Here is an 18,712-nt window from a genome sequence, read left to right as displayed (position 1 = left end):
TATACCCCGTATTTTGCCTCAACATTCTCTGCCAGGATAACGGGATATCGTCCAATTAGGCCCAGCACGCTTTATGTCCATTAAACGTAATGCCATAGCCAATTACATTGGCCAAATTTACCTAACGTTATCCGGTATTTTAGTGGTTCCGCTTTATATTCAGCACCTCGGCATGGAAGCCTATGGGCTGGTTGGCTTCTTTTCTATTTTACTGACGTGGCTACAGCTGCTGGATGCCGGGGTCTCCACCACGCTGATGCGCGAAGCGGCGCGCTACCGTGCCAACCAGGTCGAGTACGTTTGGTTTCCGGCGCTGTTTGCGACGCTAACCAAGTTCTTTCTGTTCTCAACGCTGGTGTTGGTAGGGCTAGGCTGGCTGGCGACGCCGTGGATTGCCACCCACTGGCTGGATGCGCAGCATTTGCCTGCGGGCGAGTTAAAAATTGCTGTGGCTATTATGGTCATCACCGCGGCGATCCGCTGGCGTACCAGCCCGTATCGTAGCGTCATCGTGGGCTTTGAACACCAGGTTTGGCTGAACGGGGTGAATTTGATCATCACAACCCTGCGTACCTTCGGCGCGGTGCTGGTGATCCAGCTGTTTTCGAATCCGGTGCTGAGCTTCTTTATTTGGCAGCTGCTGGTTTCGGTGGCTGAAGCCGCCTGCTGTATTTACAAATCCTGGCAGCTGGTGCCGCGTGCGGCGCGGCGCGATAAGCGAGACGATCTGAGCGCGGTGCTGCGACCCTTCATTCGTTTTGCGTTAAGCGCCGCCTTTTCCAGCGCCATCTGGACATTTATTTCCCAAATCGATCGCCTGGTGTTGTCGAAAACCTTACCGCTCAGCCAATACGGCGCTTTTACCGTGGTCGCCACGGCGTCAACCGGTATTTTGCTGCTCAGCAGTCCGATTATGCAGGCCATTGTGCCGCGCATGACCGGCATGAAAACGCGTAAAGACGGCGACGCCGAGGCGCTGCGGCTTTATCGCTACACCACGCAAGCGGTGGCCATTTTCATGGCGCCGCTCAGCATTACCATTGCCTGCTATGCCGGTCCGCTGCTGTGGGCTTGGACGCAGAAAACACAGATCGTCGACCAGATGGCATGGGTGCTCAGCCTGTATGCGCTGGGCAGCGGATTACAGGCCATCTGCGGCCTGCTTTATCACCTGCAGTACATCAATGGCAATCTCAAGCTGCATATGCAGGGCTTCACCGCGTTTGCGCTGCTGCTGGTGCCGCTTAACATCGCCTGCGCCCTGCATTTTGGCGCGCTGGGCACCGCCTGGCTGTGGCTGGGGCAAAACATTTTTTATCTGGTGATTTGGGCTGGCGTGGTGCACCGCCGTTTTGCGCCGGGGATACATCTCACCTGGCTTACGCGTGACGTACTGGCGATCTGGCTGACCTCCGCGCTGATTACGGGGCTGAGCACGCTGCTGCCTATCAGTTGGAATGAAAACCGCTGGCTTAATTTACTGTGGCTTGGGCTGATCGGCGCCTGCAATCTTGGCGTCTGCGCACTGCTGCATTCGCTGGTGCTGCGCCGTCTGCGCCTGCCAGCGATCAACGTGGAGGAGAGAGGATGAAGGGGCTAATTTCGCGTCATGTGCCGACGGTATCGGTGATCGTGCCGAATTGGAACTGCGCGCCGTGGTTGCCGGAGGCCATGGCCTCTTTGTTGCGTCAGTCATCGCCGCCCGATGAGATTATCGTCATTGATGATGGATCGGATGATAACAGTGTGGCCTGGCTTAGCGCGCTGGCGCAGCGCCACCCGCAGATAAAAGTGTTGCAGAGCAACCGCGGTGGTGTGAGTGCCGCCCGCATGAAAGGGTTAGCGCACGCCAGCGGCGAGTATATCTATTTTATGGACGCGGATGATTTCGTTTCGACCGCGCTGTTTGCGGATTTCCGCCGCGTGCTGGCGCGGCATCACGATGTTGAGCTGTTCTGCTTTGGCGCCCGCATGTTTTACGATCTGCCCGCCGATGCGCGCCAGTATGAAACCATCCACCAGCGCCATCTCAGCGGCCTGATGCCTGGCGGAAGCACCACCCTGCGCAACCTGTTGCGCCACCAGTCTGCGCATCGGGTCATCTGGAGCGCCATTATTGCCCGGCGGCTGATCGACCGATTGGCGCTCCAGTTTTTGCCTATTCAGAACCATGAGGATGCGCCCTGGATGTTCGCCCTCTATATGGACGCCACGCAGCTCTATTGCACCAATCAAAGCTACTATTACAAACGCTTTATGCCGGCGTCGCTTTCGCAACGCACGCCGGATTTCTCGTGGGTGGCAAACTATTTCATCGCCCGGCGCAGTAGTGAGGCCTTCCTGCGCGCGCGCCTGCCGGAAGGGGATGAGGCACTGCTGGATGAGTATTACCATACCATCATGCAAGGATGCCTGACGCAGCTGCGTCGCCACCATTTAACTGTCCCCGCTGAGTGGCAAGCACCCACCACGGCGCTGGTGAGAAAAATGCTGGAGCACAACGCCCGCATGAAACTGCTCTGGTACTGCCCAACCCTCTACAGCGGCCTGCAGGTGTGCCGCCAGCGGCTGGGGCGCTATTCGGCGCGCCACTGATCGCGATCAACGCCGCCAGAGCGGGAATAATTTACTTTTGCGCCAGAGGCCTTTACCATTCTGGCGCACAATTGACCGTGCACCCCGACGTCTTTGAAGCTGCTATTCAGGAGAGTGCATGTTTTATCCCCTCGTCCGGCCCGCGCTGTTCAGACTCGATCCCGAGCGCGCGCACGAACTCACCTTTCAACAACTGCGCTTTATCAGCGGCACGCCGCTGGAAGGGCTAATCCGTCAGTCTCTGCCTTCGCGTCCAGTCAACTGCATGGGATTAACCTTCCCGAATGCGCTCGGCCTTGCGGCGGGACTGGATAAAAATGCATCGTGCATTGATGCGTTTGGCGCGATGGGGTTTGGTTTTGTGGAAGTCGGCACGGTCACGCCGCGCGCGCAGCCCGGTAATGATAAACCGCGCATGTTCCGGCTGGTGGAAGCAGAAGGCATTATCAACCGGATGGGCTTCAACAATCATGGCGTCGATCACCTGATTGAGAATGTCAAAAAAGCGCGCTTCAAAGGCGTGCTGGGCATCAATATTGGCAAAAATAAAGACACGCCGGTTGAGCAGGGCAAAGAGGATTATTTAATCTGCATGGAAAAGGTGTATGGCCATGCAGGCTATATTGCCGTCAATATTTCTTCGCCGAACACGCCAGGATTACGCACTCTGCAATACGGTGAGGCGCTGGACGATCTGCTGGCGGCGATTAAATTAAAACAGCACGAGCTCGAAGCGCGGCACCTTAAATATGTGCCGGTGGCGGTTAAGATCGCCCCGGATCTTTCCGAAGCGGAATTGATCCAAGTGGCAGACAGTTTAGTGCGCCATAAAATTGACGGTGTCATTGCGACCAATACCACGCTGGATCGTTCGCTGGTAACGGGCCTAAAATACGCCGATGAAGCGGGCGGATTAAGCGGGCGTCCGGTGCAGTCACGCAGCACCGAGGTGATTCGTCGTCTGGCGCAGGAACTGCAAGGTCAGCTGCCAATTATTGGCGTTGGCGGCATTGATTCGCTCACCGCTGCGCGCGAAAAGATTGCGGCGGGCGCGACGCTGGTGCAGATATACTCCGGCTTTATTTATAAAGGTCCATCGTTAATTAAAGATATTGTCACCCATCTCTAAGACATTTCTTACTTTCCCGCGCCGGGGGGTTTATTTATCCCTTCGGCTCGTTTATATTTTATCCTGCTGTTGCATTTTTCAGCTTTTTCCCAACTTGCTATTTATTATTTTCACGCTAATTAGCGCAGCGAAAATCCACAATCTGCAGGGCACATTATGAAAATAAAACCTGATGATAACTGGCGTTGGTATTTTGACGCAGATCACGATCGCATGATGCTGGATCTGGCTGATGGAATGATATTTCGCTCACGTTTTTCACGCAAAATGCTCACGCCCGATGCGTTCAATGAAAGCGGTTTTTGCGTGGACGATGCCGCACTCTATTTCAGCTTCGAGGAACGCTGCCGCCAAACGGACCTCAATGGTCAACAGCGCGCCGAACTGGTGCTTAATGCCTTGGTTGCCAGCCGTTTTCTCAAACCCCTGATGCCCAAGAGCTGGCACTTCACGACTCAGCCGCGAGCCTGTCAGCCGAGCGCCGGAGATATGGTGACCGTGACGCTGGCTGACAGCGGTGAACATGCGCAGCTGCTGGTGGTTGAAAGCGGTGAAAACGCCGCGCTGTGCCTGCTGGCGCAGAACGCACTGAGCGTGGCAGGCAAAGCCATGCAGCTGGGTGATGCGATCAAGATTATGCACGATCGCCTGCAGCCGCAGGCAGAAACCGCGCTTTTAGCGCGGGCGGTATAACGTTTATCCCAGTTCAACGTCGCCTGCTGGAATGCAGCTGCAGCTGAGAATCGTGCCATCCGCGCGCACCGCGCTCTGTTTCAGCGCCTTGACCTCACCCGACAGCAGCGTCATTTTGCAGCTGCCGCAAATCCCGGCGCGACAGGAATAAGGCACGCGAAAGCCGTTCATTTCAAGCTGTTCCAACAGTACCTGCTGATTGTCCCCGCTGAACGTTTTTCCCTGATAAGTAATACGCACGTCGGCTTGCTGCACGGCCTGCGGTTTGACGCTTTCCGTGACCGCACCCGCACCGTATTGACGTGGCGTATGGCGCTCAAGAATGCTGATTTCGTCGCCGACCCGCAAAATCCCGCTGTTTAGCGCCAGCAAATTCAGGCCAAAATCGATGTCACCGCTGCCGTCTTGGGCGCTGCGGAAACGCTGCAGCGTGACCAGCGGTTCGCCGTCAGGGTGTTTGCGCCCGCTCTCGGTGCCCACGGTGGTAAAGACGCAGCGGCTGCACGGTTTCGGGCTTTCAAACTGAACGGGGCCAATCTGGATTCGCTTCCAGCTGTCCTCTTCCCACGCCTGCGCACCGCTGACGATGATATTCGGGCGAAACTGCTCCATGCGCACGCTGGCCGGGCAGCGGCGCTGAAGATCGTCAAGTGACGCCGTGTTGACCAGCAGATAGGGAAAGCCGTCGGCAAACCCCAATGGCACCTGCTCAAAACGTTTTACCCGTCGGGTAGGGTGGGCACCGATCCAGCGCAGCTGTACCGGACGCGGAAAAAAGCCGCTAAGCCAGGCGTTGATCGCCTCTGGCGCGATGAAAGCGGTAAAAGCGTTGCCCCACACTTCGGTCGGCGCGGGATGCGCATCGAAGTCGGCAAAGCGCACCAGCGCCTGAGAGGCGTCAGGCGCGGTAAGAAACAGGCCTTCGGGCAGCAGGGCCGGTATAAAGCGCACCATCTCGGGAAACTGTCTGGCGGTAATAAAGGTGCCGTCGGGTTCAGTCAGCATAAAGATGCGGTCAAAGCCCAGACCGCTTTCCTGCGCCTGTGCGTGTGAGAGCTGCAGGCCGCGCATGGATTTCACCGGGTGGATATAAAGACGAGACAGGGTAAGCATCGTTTCTCCAAAAACCTGGCTGCGCATCGCGCCGGCGTCGGCGCCGTGCAGGTAAAGTAAGGGCAAAAAGAAGCTAACTTTATGACATAGGACGCTGATTCGCTATAATGCGCAGCAATTTTAGCAAGAGTAAAAGTGACGATATGAATTCTCTGTTTGCCAGTACGGCGCGTGGGCTCGAAGAGCTATTGAAAACTGAGCTGGACGCGCTGGGTGCGCAGGATTTGCAGGTGGTGCAGGGCGGCGTCCACTTCCGCGCCGATGACCGCACAATGTATCAAAGCCTGCTGTGGAGCCGACTCGCTTCACGTATTTTGCTGCCGCTGGGAGAATTCGGTGTCTGGAGCGATCTCGATCTCTACGTCGGCGCGCAAAGTATTCCCTGGACCGAGCTGTTCGGCAGCGAGACCACCTTTGCCATCCATTTCAGCGGCACCAATGACGTGATTCGCAACAGCCAATTTGGCGCGTTGCGTATCAAAGATGCCATTGTAGACAGCTTTACCCGCCAGAATCTTGAGCGGCCTAGCGTGGATCGCGAGCAGCCGGGAATCCGCATTAATGCCTGGCTGAATAAAGATCGCGTGAGCATTGCGCTTGATCTCAGCGGAGATGCGCTGCACCAGCGCGGCTATCGTCAGCAAACGGGGCAGGCGCCGCTGAAAGAGAACCTGGCGGCCGCGATTGTGATGCGCGCCTGTTGGCAGAAAGAGACGCCGCTGGTCGATCCCATGTGCGGTTCCGGTACGTTGCTGATTGAAGCCGCACTGATCGCCTGCGATCGCGCACCGGGATTGTTGCGCACGCGCTGGGGATTCAACGCCTGGAAAAAGCATGATGCCGCGCTGTGGCAGGAAGTCCATAACGACGCGCTAGAGCGCGCCCGCGTGGGAACCGCGGCGGCGAAGGCACGCTTCTTTGGCTATGACAACGACGGCCGCGTGCTGGAATCGGCGCGCGCCAACGCCCGTCGTGCTGGCGTCTATACGCTGTTCACGCTGCAACAGCAGGACGTGCTACAGCTCAAGAACCCGCTGGCAGAGACGGACGTCACCGGCACGGTGTTAAGCAATCCGCCTTACGGCGAGCGTCTTGAGAGCGAGCCTGCGCTCATCGCCTTGCACAGCCAGCTTGGCCGGCTGATGAAGCAGCACTTTGGCGGCTGGCAGCTGTCGCTCTTCAGCGCATCCCCAGAGCTGCTGAGCTGTCTGCAGCTGCGCGCAGAACGCCAGTTCAAGGCGAAAAACGGCCCGCTAGAGTGCGTACAGAAAAACTATCAGCTGGCCGCGAGCAGCGGTGAAAGCAGCGCGCAGATTGCTGAAGATTTCGCCAATCGTCTGCGCAAGAACCTGAAAAAGCTGGAAAAGTGGGCGCAGCAATCCGGCATTCAATGTTATCGCCTGTATGACGCCGATCTCCCTGAATACAACGTGGCGGTGGATCGCTACGCCGATTGGGTGGTGATTCAGGAATATGCCCCGCCGAAAAGCGTGGATGCCAGCAAGGCGCGCCAGCGCCTGCTCGATGTCATTAGCGCGACGCTGAGCGTGCTTGCGCTGCCTGCCAACCGTCTGGTGCTGAAAACGCGCGAACGGCAAAAGGGTAAAAACCAGTACCAAAAACTGAGTGAGAAGGGCAATTACATGGAGGTGCAGGAATTTAATGCGCGCCTGCTGGTCAATCTTACCGATTATCTCGATACCGGTCTGTTCCTCGATCACCGTATCGCGCGCCAAATGCTCGGTAACATGAGCAAGGGCAAAGATTTCCTTAACCTGTTCGCTTACACCGGCAGCGCCAGCGTCCACGCTGGCTTGGGCGGGGCAAAATCCACCACCACGGTGGATATGTCACGCACGTATCTGGAGTGGGCAGAGCGCAATCTGCGTCTGAACGGCTTAACCGGCCGTCAACATCGCCTGATGCAGGCCGATTGCCTGAGCTGGCTGCGCGAGAGTGACGAACAATTTGATGTGATCTTCATCGATCCGCCAACGTTCTCTAACTCCAAACGCATGGAGGCGGATTTCGATGTCCAGCGCGACCACCTGATGCTGATGCAGAATCTTAAGCGTCTGCTGCGGCGCGGCGGCACTATCATGTTCTCCAACAACAAGCGCGGCTTCAAAATGGATCGGGAAGGGTTGCAGAAACTGGGCCTACAGGCGCAGGAAATTACGCAAAAAACCCTGTCGCAGGATTTCGCCCGCAATCGTCAAATTCACAACTGCTGGCTGGTTAGCCACGCCGGTAAGGAATAAGGTTTATGTCACTGATCAGTATCCATGGCGCTTACCTCTCATTCAGCGATGCGCCGCTGTTGGATAACACCGAGCTTCACATCGAAGAGGGCGAGCGCGTCTGTCTGGTTGGCCGTAACGGCGCCGGTAAATCCACGCTGATGAAAATCATCAACGGCGAGCAGCCGCTGGATGATGGCCGCATCATTTATGAGCAGGATTTGGTGGTGTCACGCCTGCAGCAAGACCCGCCGCGTAACATCACCGGTTCCGTCTATGACTTTGTGGCCGAAGGCGTGGCGGAACAGGCTGAGCACCTCAAGGCCTACCATGCTATCTCGCATGTGGTCATGGAGGATCCCAGCGAGAAGAACCTTAATGAAATGGGACGCCTGCAGGCGATCCTGGATCATCAGAATCTGTGGCAGCTGGATAGCCGTATTAATGATGTGCTGCAGCAGATTGGCCTGCAGCCGGACACCGAGCTCTCTTCGCTTTCCGGCGGCTGGCTGCGCAAAGCGGCGCTGGGTCGCGCGTTAGTGAGCAATCCGCGCGTATTGATGCTGGATGAGCCGACCAACCACCTCGATATCGAAACCATCGACTGGCTGGAAACGTTCCTGAAAACCTTTACCGGCAGCATCGTGTTTATTTCCCATGACCGCTCATTTATTCGCAATATGGCGACGCGCATTGTCGACCTCGATCGCGGCAAGCTGGTGTCCTGGCCGGGCGACTACGATCAGTTCCTGTTGGGTAAAGAGGAAGCGCTACGCGTAGAAGAGATGCAGAACGCTGAGTTCGATCGCAAACTGGCGCAGGAAGAGGTGTGGATTCGTCAGGGCATCAAAGCGCGCCGCACCCGTAATGAGGGCCGCGTGCGTGCGCTCAAAGCGCTGCGCCGGGAGCGTTCCGAGCGCCGTGATGTGATGGGCAAAGCCAATATGCAGGTCGGTGAAGCGGCGCGATCCGGTAAAATTGTGTTTGAGCTGGAAAACGTGAACTACAGCGTGGGTGGCAAAACGCTGGTGCGCGATTTTTCCGCCCAAGTGCAGCGCGGCGATAAAATCGCCCTTATCGGCCCCAACGGCTGCGGTAAAACCACGCTGCTGCGCCTGATGCTGGAGCAGCTCAAGGCTGACAGCGGCCGCGTGCACTGCGGCACCAAACTGGAGATCGCTTACTTCGATCAGCACCGCGCCGAGCTCGATCCGGATCGCACCGTAATGGACAACCTGGCCGAAGGTAAGCAGGAAGTGCTGGTCAACGGTAAGCCGCGCCACGTGCTGGGCTATCTGCAGGATTTCTTGTTCCATCCCAAACGCGCCATGACGCCGGTGCGCGCGCTGTCGGGCGGCGAGCGTAACCGTCTGCTGCTGGCGCGGCTGTTTTTGAAACCCAGCAACTTACTGATTCTTGATGAGCCAACCAATGACCTGGATGTCGAAACCCTCGAGCTGCTTGAGGAGTTAGTGGATGGCTATCAAGGCACGGTTTTACTGGTCAGCCACGATCGTCAATTTGTTGATAATACCGTGACCGAATGCTGGATTTTTGACGGTAACGGTAACATCGGCGCCTTTGTGGGTGGCTATCACGATGCACAGCAGCAGCGCGCGGCCTGGAAGCAAACGCAATCGGCATCGGTGAAGACTTCCACCGCGCCTGCGAAAAGTGCGGAAAAAAGCGACGCCACCAAGCGCAGCGCGAGCAAATTAAGCTATAACCTAACGCGTGAGCTTGAACAGTTGCCGCAAAAGTTGGAGCAGCTGGAAACACGTATCGGTGAGCTGCAGGCCAAGATGAGCCATCCTGACTTTTTCAGTCAGCCGCATAGCGAAACGCAGCCGGTGCTGGACGCGTTAGCCGACGCTGAACAGGCGCTTGAGGTGGCTTTCGCGCGCTGGGAAGAGCTGGAAGCACTGAAAAACGGTGGGTAATCCCTGGGAGTGAGTATGTGTGCAGCGGAACAGGCGCATCAGTGGATCTTGTGTCCACAGTGTGATTTAACAGTAAAGCTGCCAGCTATTCCGGTCGGCAGCCGTGCGCGCTGCCCGCGCTGCCACACGACACTCACGGCCAACTGGCATGAGCCGCGCAGGCGGCCTACGGGCTACGCCTGCGCGGCGCTGTTTATGCTGGTGCTGGCGAATCTCTTTCCTTTCATCAGCATGCACGTTGCGGGCTTGAGCAGTCAAATCGCCCTAACGGACATCCCGCAGGTGATGGTCAGTGAGGATTACCGCAGTCTGGCCACGCTGTTTTTGCTGTTTGTGCAGGCCATTCCTGCGTGCGCGATGGTGATTATCCTCTTGCTGGTTAACCCGGTCCGCCTGCCGCACAGTGTGCGGCAGGGCCTGGCGCGCATCCTCTTTCATCTGCGCAGCTGGGGCATGGCTGAGATCTTTATGGCGGGTGTGCTGGTGAGCTTCGTTAAGCTCATGGCCTACGGTGAAATTGGCTTGGGCACCAGCTTTTGGCCGTGGTGCCTGTTCTGCTTGTTGCAGCTTCGCGCCTTTCAATGCGTGGACAAACGTTGGCTGTGGCAGCGCATTGACGCGCTGCCCGCCTTGCCGCAGCAGCCCAAAGCGGGTATCAGCGGATTGAAGCAGGGGCTGCGCAGTTGCCCGTGCTGTACGGCCATTCTGCCGGCGCACCAGGCGTCATGTCCGCGCTGTGGCGTGAAGGCGCAGGCGCGACGCAGGCACAGCCTGCAATGGACATTGTCCCTGCTGCTGACCTCGCTACTTCTCTACGTGCCTTCAAATATTTTACCGATCATGGTGACGGAAACCCTGGGGTCCGCCTATCCCTCGAACATTATGTCGGGGGTGATCCTGCTGTGGGGAGACGGTTCCTGGCCCGTGGCCCTGGTGATTTTTATCGCCAGCATCATGGTGCCATCGCTCAAAATGCTGGCCATTGGCTGGCTGTGCTGGCATGCCAGCGGTCGCGGGCGCTTTGATGGCGAACGCATGCATGTGGTGTATGAAGTTGTCGAATTTGTTGGCCGCTGGTCAATGATCGATGTGTTTGTGATCGCCGTCCTCTCTGCGCTGGTGCGCATGGGGCGGCTAATGAGTGTTTATCCCGCGCCGGGTGCGCTGTTGTTTGCATTAGTGGTGATTCTGACCATGTTTGCGGCAATGACGTTTGATCCGCGGTTGATCTGGGATCGACAAAAGGAAACTGCATCTGAGGAGCCGCGTTTTGACGGACAACCATCACGGGACTGCTAATGTCGACCAGATAAAACGCTGGTCGCCAGTCTGGATCGTACCTATTGTGACGCTACTCATTGGCGGCTGGATTCTTTTTTATCATTTCAGTCATCAAGGGCCAGAGGTAACGCTGATTACCGAAAGCGCTGAGGGGATTGAAGCCGGCAAAACGGCGATCAAGAGTCGCAGCGTGAATGTCGGCGTGGTGGAGAGCGCGGTATTAACTGACGATCTGCACCACGTCGAAATCAAAGCGCGCCTGAATGCGGGTATGGAAAAACTGCTGCACAAAGACAGTGTGTTTTGGGTGGTGAAACCGCAGGTTGGGCGGGAAGGCATTACCGGATTAGGCACGCTGCTTTCCGGTGCGTATATCGAACTGCAGCCCGGCGAAAAAGGGGAGATGCCAGAACAGTATCAGCTGCTGGATGCGCCTCCGCTGGCACCGCCGGATGCGAAAGGTATCCGTATTACGCTGGACAGCAAAAAAGCCGGGCAGCTTAACGCGGGCGATCCGGTTCTGTTCCGGGGGTATCGCGTGGGCACGGTGGAAACCAGCGCCTTCGATACCGAAAAACGTATGATGACCTATCAACTGTTCATCTCCGCTCCCTACGATCGTTTGGTGACCACCAACGTGCGCTTCTGGAAAGACAGCGGTATTGCGGTGGATATGTCAGCCTCGGGCATGCGCGTAGAAATGGGCTCACTGACTACGCTGTTCAGCGGCGGCGTGAGTTTTGACGTACCGGACGGCGCCGAGCTAGGTCAGGTTGCGCAGAACAAAGCGGAATATCACCTGTTTGACGACCAGCGCAGTATTCAGGATTCGCTGTACACCGCGCACACCGATTTCCTGCTGTTCTTCAGCGATTCGATTCGCGGTCTGCAAGTGGGTGCGCCGGTTGAATTCCGCGGCATCCGCCTGGGCACGGTATCGCAGGTGCCTTATACCATTCCGGGCATGGACCAGGCATTGAACACCGATTATCGCGTACCGGTCCTGATCCGCATTGAACCCGATCGCTTTGTTAGCCGCTTGGGTGGCGATTTCAATCTTGAGCAGCATCTGCAAGAGGGCAAGAAACGTGGCCTGCGAGCGACGTTGAAAACCGGTAACCTGCTGTCAGGCGCGCTCTACGTTGACCTCGACTTCTACGATAACGTTCCGGCCTATAAAGGACCGAACGAGGTGGCCGGACTTGAGGTTATCCCTACAACCAGCGGCGGTCTGAGCCAGATTCAGCAGAAACTTACTGCGGCACTGGATAAGATCAACGCGCTGCCGCTTAATCCGATGATTACGCAAGCCACAGGCACGTTAAAAGAGAGCCAGCGCACGCTACAGCAGCTACAAAAAACGCTGGATAACCTCAATCAAATCACCGGCAGTCCGGCGATGAAAACCTTGCCTGCGGATATGCAACAGACGCTGCGCGAACTTAATCGCAGTATGAAAGGTCTCCAGCCTGGCTCGCCAGCCTATAACAAGCTGGTAGGCGACATGCAGCGTCTCGACCAAGTGCTGCGTGAGCTGCAGCCGGTGCTGAAAACCATCAACGGTAAAAGCAATGCGCTGGTGTTTGAAGCGAAGCCCGGCGAAGATCCACAGCCAAAGAGGGCGAAACAGTGAAAAAAGCACTGATTATCGGCGCGATCCTGCTGATGGCAGGCTGCAGTAGCACCATTGAGACGACCTATTACCAACTGCCTGCAGGCAATTCCGCCCAAATAAGCAGTTCGGCGTCGGGCAACCCGCCGATGCTGTGGGTGGAGCAGGTCACCGTGCCGGATTACCTTGCCGGCAATGGGCTGGTGTATCAAACCAGCGACGTAAAGTATGTGATTGCGGCAAACAATCTGTGGGCCAGTCCGCTGGATCAGCAACTCAAGCAGACGCTGGTGACAAACCTGAGCAAAGCGCTGCCGGGCAGGCTGGTGGCCAGCAACACGCCTGCTGAGCTGCACGATACGCTGTCCGTGACGGTGAGCGGCTTCCAGGGGCGCTATGATGGGAAAGTGGTCATCAGCGGTGAGTGGCTGTTAGACCATCAGGGCCGCTTTATTAAGCAGGGTTTCGATGTGACAGTTCCGCAGACCGAAGATGGGTATGACGCAATGGTGCGTGCACTGGCGCAGGGATGGCAGCAGGCCGCACAGCAGATGGCAAATAGTGTGGCTTCGCTAAATTAAGAAAAAGTTGAAGCTGCGCTAAGTCCCTGATTTGCCGTCGCGTGACGGGGTTCAAATCAGGGGCTTTTTTTATCTGAAATTCAGAGAGATAGACGGATTTTTTACAAAAATAGATGTCATTTTAACGGCAAAAAGATGACATTGGCGTGAATATTGCGCATTGACCTTTCATTCAACCAGCGTTAGAACATTACTGTGGTTGAACATTAATTCGCCACTCTATCTTTCCACCAGATTCCACCAGACCTGAAATGAGGGAAACGAGGTATGAAGAGACAGAAACGAGACCGCCTGGAACGAGCACATTCTCGGGGCTATCAAGCGGGAATTACCGGCCGCTCTAAAGAGATATGCCCATATCAAATGATCGATGCCCGGTCTCACTGGTTGGGAGGTTGGCGACAAGCCATGGAGGACAGGTCGGCAGTGGCATAGCACCGTCGAATGTCTATATCGAAAGGGAAAAAACCTCCGCTGCGTGCGGAGGTTTTCGTTGGAAACTTAGAACGCGCTGGTATCTTTGAACAAACCGACTTTCAAATCCGTCGCGGTATAGATCAAATTTCCGTCAACGAATACTTCGCCATCTGCAACGCCCATCACCAGCTTACGGTTGATGACGCGCTTGAAATGGATTTTATAGGTGACTTTCTTCGCGGAAGGCAGTACCTGACCCGTGAATTTGACTTCGCCCACGCCCAATGCGCGGCCTTTGCCTTCTGCACCCAGCCAGCCGAGATAGAAGCCAACCAGCTGCCACATAGCATCCAGACCGAGGCAGCCCGGCATAACAGGATCGCCTTTGAAGTGGCAGTCAAAGAACCACAAGTCGGGACGGATATCCAGTTCAGCTTCCACAAAACCTTTGTCGAACTTGCCGCCGTCTTCGGTCATCATGACCACGCGGTCCATCATCAACATGTTATCGGACGGAAGCGGTGGTCCATTCTCACCAAACAGTTCGCCGCGGCCTGAGGCAATCAGGTCTTCTTTGCTATAGGATTCGCGTTTATCTACCATGTTCTTAATATGCCTTCTTTTAGTGAAGCCCGAATATTAGCGAACAGTTGTACGCTGGGCAATGCAATCAGCGGTGGTTAAACCAGTTCATCCAGCGCAACGGCCAAGGGCGCTGACGCACTTCAGGCTGATTAAATTGGGTAATACGTTCCTGTATCAGGTTTATCAGCGACTCGCCGTTCTCGCTGTTCCAGGCCATGCCGGTGAGCAACGGCAGCGCATCTTCAACGCTTTCGATAGCCCAGAGATGGAATTGCTCTGCTTTCACCGCCTCTACCACTTCCTGGCTCAGGCTCAGATGGCGCACGTTACTGGCAGGCAGAATAACACCCTGTTTGCCGGTGAGTTCGCGTGCGTTGCAAATGTGGAAGAAGCCTTCAATTTTTTCATTCAGGCCTCCCACGGGTTGCACGTTGCCAAACTGATCAACCGAGCCCGTGACGGCAATTTGCTGACTAAGTGGTTGATTTGCCAACGCACTGATCAAGGCACAGAGCTCGGCCAGCGAGGCGCTGTCGCCGTCGACTTCTGAATAAGATTGCTCAAATACCACCGAGGCGGAGAAGGGCAGCTGTTGATCCAGCTCGAGTTCAGCAATCAAATACGCCTGCATAATCATCATGCCTTTGGCATGAATATTCCCGCCCAGCTCGGCTTTGCGCTCCACGTCGTTAAATTCACCGTCGCCCGGATGCACCACGCAGGTAATACGTGACGGTTCGCCCCATGGACGCGGATGGCCGGGAAATTCCACGACAGACAGGCCGTTAATTTGGCCAACGCGCTCGCCATCGGTCTCAATCATGATTTGATCAAGTAAGATCTCATCGCGCATCCGCTCTGCGAGATAGCTTTCACGCCATTCGCGGGCCTCCAGCGCATCTTTAAGCGCCACCGCATTCAGGCTATCGCCGTGCAGCGCAGCTTCCTGTAGCTGACGACGGAGCCAGCGCGGGCAAAGCGGCAACGTTTCCTGATCGCCGGTCATTCTGACCGCTTCGTTAATCAACAGCGGCCAAAAATCCGCATCCGGTGCGGTGAGCTCGGCTTTTTCTGCCTGAGCGAGTGTCCACTGGCACCAATTTGTGATGTCATCTTCATCGTTGATCTGCAAATTCTCTTCAAACTCGCTGTACAACGCCATCTCGTGCACTTCAGCGTCCATCTCCTGGAAACTCGCCAGCGCGTCGCGCTCACCGCACAGCACTAGCCGAAGCGTCAACGGCAGAGCCGGTATCGCCACCGGCAACGGCTGGCGCTCATCCTGGGAGTACCAGTCAAAGCGACCCAGCTCAAGGCATTTACGCAGGCGTAGCCACATCAGCGGTTGGGCCAGCAGCGGGGTAACGGCGAGGATCAACGTTCCCCCATTAGCGCGGTGGATCAGCCCGGGTTCCGGTTGTATGCGATCCTTATACTGCCGCACGCAGCCAAACAGCTGCTCAGGCTCTATCCAGTCGGCAAAATGCACGCCTCCTTGGCTCGTGAACGGGCGGGCTGGATTGCTGGCGGGCTGTAGACTGACGCTATCGCCCATGATGAGATAATCACCACCGTGCAGTACGGGCTCGTCCGGCTGAAAGCGCTCGGCCGCTTCGGCAATACAGCTCAGGTAGTCACGGTTTTCCTGGCTGCGTAACAGCAGCAGCGGAAGGCCGAGGGTTTGATGATGTAAATGCGCCAATGCATTCAGCAGACGCGGCTGAACCGCGGCGAGGCTATCGCTATCTTCCAGGGAGAGGCTTGAAAAAATGGAGTGGTAGCGCGCGCTATCCGGCTGCAGGGTTTGCCACGTAATTTGAGTGTTGGTCAAAATATTCGCATTAGTCAGATTCAGGAAAAGCGCGATTATACAGGAATTAGCAGGGTTAATCACGGCAGAGTTCTGGCGCGAACTGTGATGTTCACAACATGTTTTTCGTTGCTGCATCCGGGAAAAAAGCTGTTATTCTTAGCTCGTTACGTGATCATGATGAGATTCCGATGAAATACCAGCAACTCGAAAATCTTGAAAGCGGATGGAAGTGGAAATACCTGGTGAAAAAGCATCGGGAAGGGGAGTTAATCACCCGTCATCTTGAGCTGAGCGCTGCGCAGGCGGCGGTTAATTTATTGCTGGCGATGGAGAACAATCCCATCACTGTTAACGAGTGGATAGATGAGCATATCCATCCGGCGTTAGAAAATCGCCTTAAGCAGACTATCCGCGCGCGCCGTAAACGCCATTTCAATGCTGAACATCAGCACACGCGAAAAAAATCCATTGATTTGGAGTATCTGGTTTGGCAGCGGTTAGCCGGGTTAGCGCAGCGTCGCGGCAATACGTTGTCTGAAACGGTGGTGCAGTTGATTGAGGATGCTGAACGCAAAGAGAAATACGCCTCGCAGATGTCCACGCTAAAGCAGGATTTACAGGCTATCCTTGGCGGCAAAGAGGCTGACGGCGAGTAATTGTTCTCCAACGACGTAAAACAAAAAACCCCGCCGAAGCGGGGTTTTTTTACGCGATAACTTAAGCCTGTGGCTGAGTTACAACGTCTTTGATGCCTTTAACGTCGATTTCTACGCGACGGTCTGGCGCCAGGCAGTCGATCAGGGCGTTACGGCCTTTCACGCTGTCACAGGTGTTGCCAGTAACTGGGTTAGATTCACCCATGCCACGTGCAGAGATCTTGTTAGAAGGGATGCCTTTAGAAACCAGGTAGTCTACAACAGACTGCGCACGTTTCTCAGACAGCTTCTGGTTGTACTGCTCTGAACCGATGCGATCGGTGAAGCCCAGTACGACAACAGAACCGTCTTTCGGATCCATTGAGCTCAGCTGGCTGTACAGCTGATCCAGTGCCTGCTGACCTTCTGGCTTCAGAGTTGCCTTGTTGAAGGTGAACAGTACGTCTGATTTCAGCGTGAAACGCTTGGTTTCAACAACGGGTGCTGGAGCAGGTGCTGGAGCAACAACAGGTGCTGCTGCTTCATCCTGACCGAAGCGGTAAGAAACACCCACGCTCAGCATGCCGTTGTCTGGACGTGCGCCAACGGTCTGTGCATCACCGATGTTGTTAACCCACTGGTAGTCCAGACGGGTTGCCCAGTTTTTGGTCAGTGCGTATTCAACACCAACAGCAGCCAGCGGAGAAACGCCGGTGTCGTGGTCGCTGATGCGGCCAGTGGTTGGGTTGGTCTGAGTTGCATCTGCACGCCATACCATGCCGCCCAGACGGGTGTATACGTCCAGATCGTCATTGATTGGGTAGCTCAGTTTAGCAGCCAGCTGAACGCCTTGTGCTTTGAATGCGCCGTTGGTCACAGTGCCTTTGTTAGGCATACGACCCAGCCAGTCATAGCCCAGCTCGAAGCCCAGGTATGGGTTAGCCTGGTAGCCCATGAAGGCACCCGCACCCAGCTGTGATTCGTGAGTTGGACCGTTGTTGTTCTCGTAACCGTGACCGTAGTATCCAGTATCATGATACTGAGACCAGCCCAGTTTAGCACCGGTGTACCAGGTGTTATCTTTAGGTGCGGCCTGCGCTACGGTAGCGAAGCCAGCCAGTGCCACTGCAATTGCGATAGCTGTCTTTTTCATTTTTGCGCCTCGTTATCATCCAAATAGGCAATGAGCAAAAAGGTTGCTCTTGGTTGTAATCCTTCGCCGGGTCTTACTGCTCGCTTATGACTCTACCGCAAAAAAACGGAGGTTATTGAGCACCCTGGCGAGATAAAGTCTACAACGAGATTGGAAAGTTACAAGTATGATGTTAGGCCGGGCAGCAAAAAAACAGCGATTTATACACACATTTTAACAAATAACATGGCAAATTTATTGGTGTCGAAGGGAGAAAAAACGCCTAACCCCTTGTCAAAGCTGGCGGGAAAAGAATCAGTAGCTTAGGCGCAAGTTTCATAAAAATTAACCTGAGAAAATTCCGCTTTTTTACTTAATGAAACAAATCCGGGGGAATTTTTGTCGTTTTGCGTTGTCCTGAGAGGGCCTGCTCAGAAGATTGAGGACGCATAATCAAGCCCAGCGACTCACCTTGTTCCGCCGCCATTTCCAATTCACGCCGTTCTTCACCACTGAGTTCATAGGGAATCCACGCCAAAACCACGCTGTAATTTCCTGTACGGAGCGCTTTTACCATGCTTTGAACCGTGGTGAAGCGTTCTGATTCCGTAATATGCATGCTTTTTTCCAGCGGCAACCCAACCTGCTGCATCCAATTGCGGTTTAGCTTGTGTGCGGGGGTGAGCCAGAGTTGCCAGCGCGATTGCTCACTCAGTTTTTGCAAAACAGGTAGCAGCAGCAGTGGCATGATACCGGGTTGCTCGTTGTAACGCAGTTCAGTGATTCCACCTACGGCAGGTTGTGCTAATCCAGTTGAAGCAAAACGGGTAGCACGATCGGCAAGACCAGGAAGTTGAATACGCATTTTTTAATCACTCAGCAATGAACTGTATGGATGTACAGTACTGCGGTCGTGCGTAAAGATCAACCTCAATTTCGGAAAACA

Annotated in this window: 16 protein-coding genes; 11 read left to right on the top strand and 5 right to left on the bottom strand. The window is 55.4% G+C overall.

Features of this window, described 5'->3' with window-relative positions; all coding sequences use genetic code 11:
- Window positions 1-73 precede the first annotated feature (73 nt).
- From LU196_RS00735 to LU196_RS00720, 4 genes are all read left to right on the top strand, one after another.
- Window positions 74-1,591 (top strand): lipopolysaccharide biosynthesis protein, encoded by a 1,518-nt coding sequence (locus LU196_RS00735; protein WP_232757827.1) that lies wholly within the window; start codon window positions 74-76, stop codon window positions 1,589-1,591.
- The gene (locus LU196_RS00730) at window positions 1,588-2,595 is read left to right on the top strand and encodes a glycosyltransferase family 2 protein (protein WP_232757826.1); all 1,008 of its coding nucleotides are present in this window, start codon (window positions 1,588-1,590) and stop codon (window positions 2,593-2,595) included. Before LU196_RS00735 ends, LU196_RS00730 begins: the two co-directional genes overlap by 4 nt.
- A gap of 118 nt (window positions 2,596-2,713) precedes the next feature.
- Window positions 2,714-3,724 (top strand): quinone-dependent dihydroorotate dehydrogenase, encoded by a 1,011-nt coding sequence (gene pyrD, locus LU196_RS00725; RefSeq protein ID WP_232757825.1) that lies wholly within the window; start codon window positions 2,714-2,716, stop codon window positions 3,722-3,724.
- A gap of 156 nt (window positions 3,725-3,880) precedes the next feature.
- Window positions 3,881-4,417: a cell division protein ZapC gene (locus tag LU196_RS00720; RefSeq protein WP_232757824.1), complete on the top strand. Its 537-nt coding sequence runs from the start codon at window positions 3,881-3,883 to the stop codon at window positions 4,415-4,417.
- Window positions 4,418-4,420: 3 nt separating this feature from the next.
- Here the strand turns inward: LU196_RS00720 and LU196_RS00715 are convergent, their stop codons facing one another.
- Complete coding sequence (locus LU196_RS00715; protein ID WP_232757823.1) at window positions 4,421-5,530, bottom strand: YcbX family protein; 1,110 nt, start codon at window positions 5,528-5,530, stop codon at window positions 4,421-4,423.
- Between the two features lie 143 nt (window positions 5,531-5,673).
- Here LU196_RS00715 and rlmKL point away from each other — a divergent pair, with 143 nt between their 5' ends.
- From rlmKL to rmf, 6 genes are all read left to right on the top strand, one after another.
- Window positions 5,674-7,791, top strand: coding sequence for a bifunctional 23S rRNA (guanine(2069)-N(7))-methyltransferase RlmK/23S rRNA (guanine(2445)-N(2))-methyltransferase RlmL (gene rlmKL / locus LU196_RS00710; protein ID WP_232757822.1), 2,118 nt, complete (start codon window positions 5,674-5,676; stop codon window positions 7,789-7,791).
- A 5-nt stretch (window positions 7,792-7,796) separates the two neighbouring features.
- A complete protein-coding gene (locus tag LU196_RS00705; protein WP_232757821.1) occupies window positions 7,797-9,710 on the top strand; it encodes an ABC transporter ATP-binding protein in 1,914 nt (637 codons plus the stop codon).
- A 15-nt stretch (window positions 9,711-9,725) separates the two neighbouring features.
- Window positions 9,726-11,009, top strand: a complete 1,284-nt coding sequence (gene pqiA / locus LU196_RS00700) for a membrane integrity-associated transporter subunit PqiA (RefSeq protein WP_232757820.1) — start codon at window positions 9,726-9,728, stop codon at window positions 11,007-11,009.
- Window positions 10,981-12,624: an intermembrane transport protein PqiB gene (gene pqiB, locus LU196_RS00695; protein WP_232757819.1), complete on the top strand. Its 1,644-nt coding sequence runs from the start codon at window positions 10,981-10,983 to the stop codon at window positions 12,622-12,624. Before pqiA ends, pqiB begins: the two co-directional genes overlap by 29 nt.
- Window positions 12,621-13,184 carry a membrane integrity-associated transporter subunit PqiC gene (gene pqiC / locus LU196_RS00690; RefSeq protein WP_232757818.1) on the top strand — a complete coding sequence of 188 codons (564 nt, stop codon included), beginning with the start codon at window positions 12,621-12,623 and terminating at the stop codon, window positions 13,182-13,184. The genes pqiB and pqiC overlap by 4 nt, the downstream gene beginning before the upstream one ends.
- 267 nt (window positions 13,185-13,451) lie before the next feature.
- Window positions 13,452-13,619, top strand: a complete 168-nt coding sequence (rmf, locus tag LU196_RS00685) for a ribosome modulation factor (protein ID WP_013508548.1) — start codon at window positions 13,452-13,454, stop codon at window positions 13,617-13,619.
- A gap of 66 nt (window positions 13,620-13,685) precedes the next feature.
- Here rmf and fabA read toward each other — a convergent pair whose 3' ends face one another.
- Together fabA and LU196_RS00675 are read right to left on the bottom strand one after the other, a co-directional pair.
- Window positions 13,686-14,204: a bifunctional 3-hydroxydecanoyl-ACP dehydratase/trans-2-decenoyl-ACP isomerase gene (fabA, locus tag LU196_RS00680; protein WP_232757817.1), complete on the bottom strand. Its 519-nt coding sequence runs from the start codon at window positions 14,202-14,204 to the stop codon at window positions 13,686-13,688.
- Window positions 14,205-14,271: 67 nt separating this feature from the next.
- On the bottom strand, window positions 14,272-16,134 hold the full coding sequence (locus LU196_RS00675) for a Lon protease family protein (RefSeq protein WP_232757816.1): 1,863 nt from the start codon (window positions 16,132-16,134) through the stop codon (window positions 14,272-14,274).
- 53 nt (window positions 16,135-16,187) lie between these two features.
- Here LU196_RS00675 and matP point away from each other — a divergent pair, with 53 nt between their 5' ends.
- A complete protein-coding gene (gene matP / locus LU196_RS00670) occupies window positions 16,188-16,655 on the top strand; it encodes a macrodomain Ter protein MatP (RefSeq protein WP_232757815.1) in 468 nt (155 codons plus the stop codon).
- Window positions 16,656-16,716: 61 nt separating this feature from the next.
- On the opposite strand, the gene ompA is transcribed toward matP, so the two are convergent.
- On the bottom strand, window positions 16,717-17,787 hold the full coding sequence (gene ompA / locus LU196_RS00665) for a porin OmpA (protein ID WP_232757814.1): 1,071 nt from the start codon (window positions 17,785-17,787) through the stop codon (window positions 16,717-16,719).
- A gap of 352 nt (window positions 17,788-18,139) precedes the next feature.
- Window positions 18,140-18,631: an SOS-induced cell division inhibitor SulA gene (gene sulA, locus LU196_RS00660; RefSeq protein ID WP_232757813.1), complete on the bottom strand. Its 492-nt coding sequence runs from the start codon at window positions 18,629-18,631 to the stop codon at window positions 18,140-18,142.
- Window positions 18,632-18,712: the final 81 nt, after the last annotated feature.

Source organism: Pantoea sp. Mb-10 (genome assembly GCF_021272205.1).
Lineage (GTDB): Bacteria > Pseudomonadota > Gammaproteobacteria > Enterobacterales > Enterobacteriaceae > Pantoea.
The sequence above is the reverse complement of the archived record's forward strand: the minus strand, read 5'-3'. Positions and strand labels throughout refer to the sequence as shown.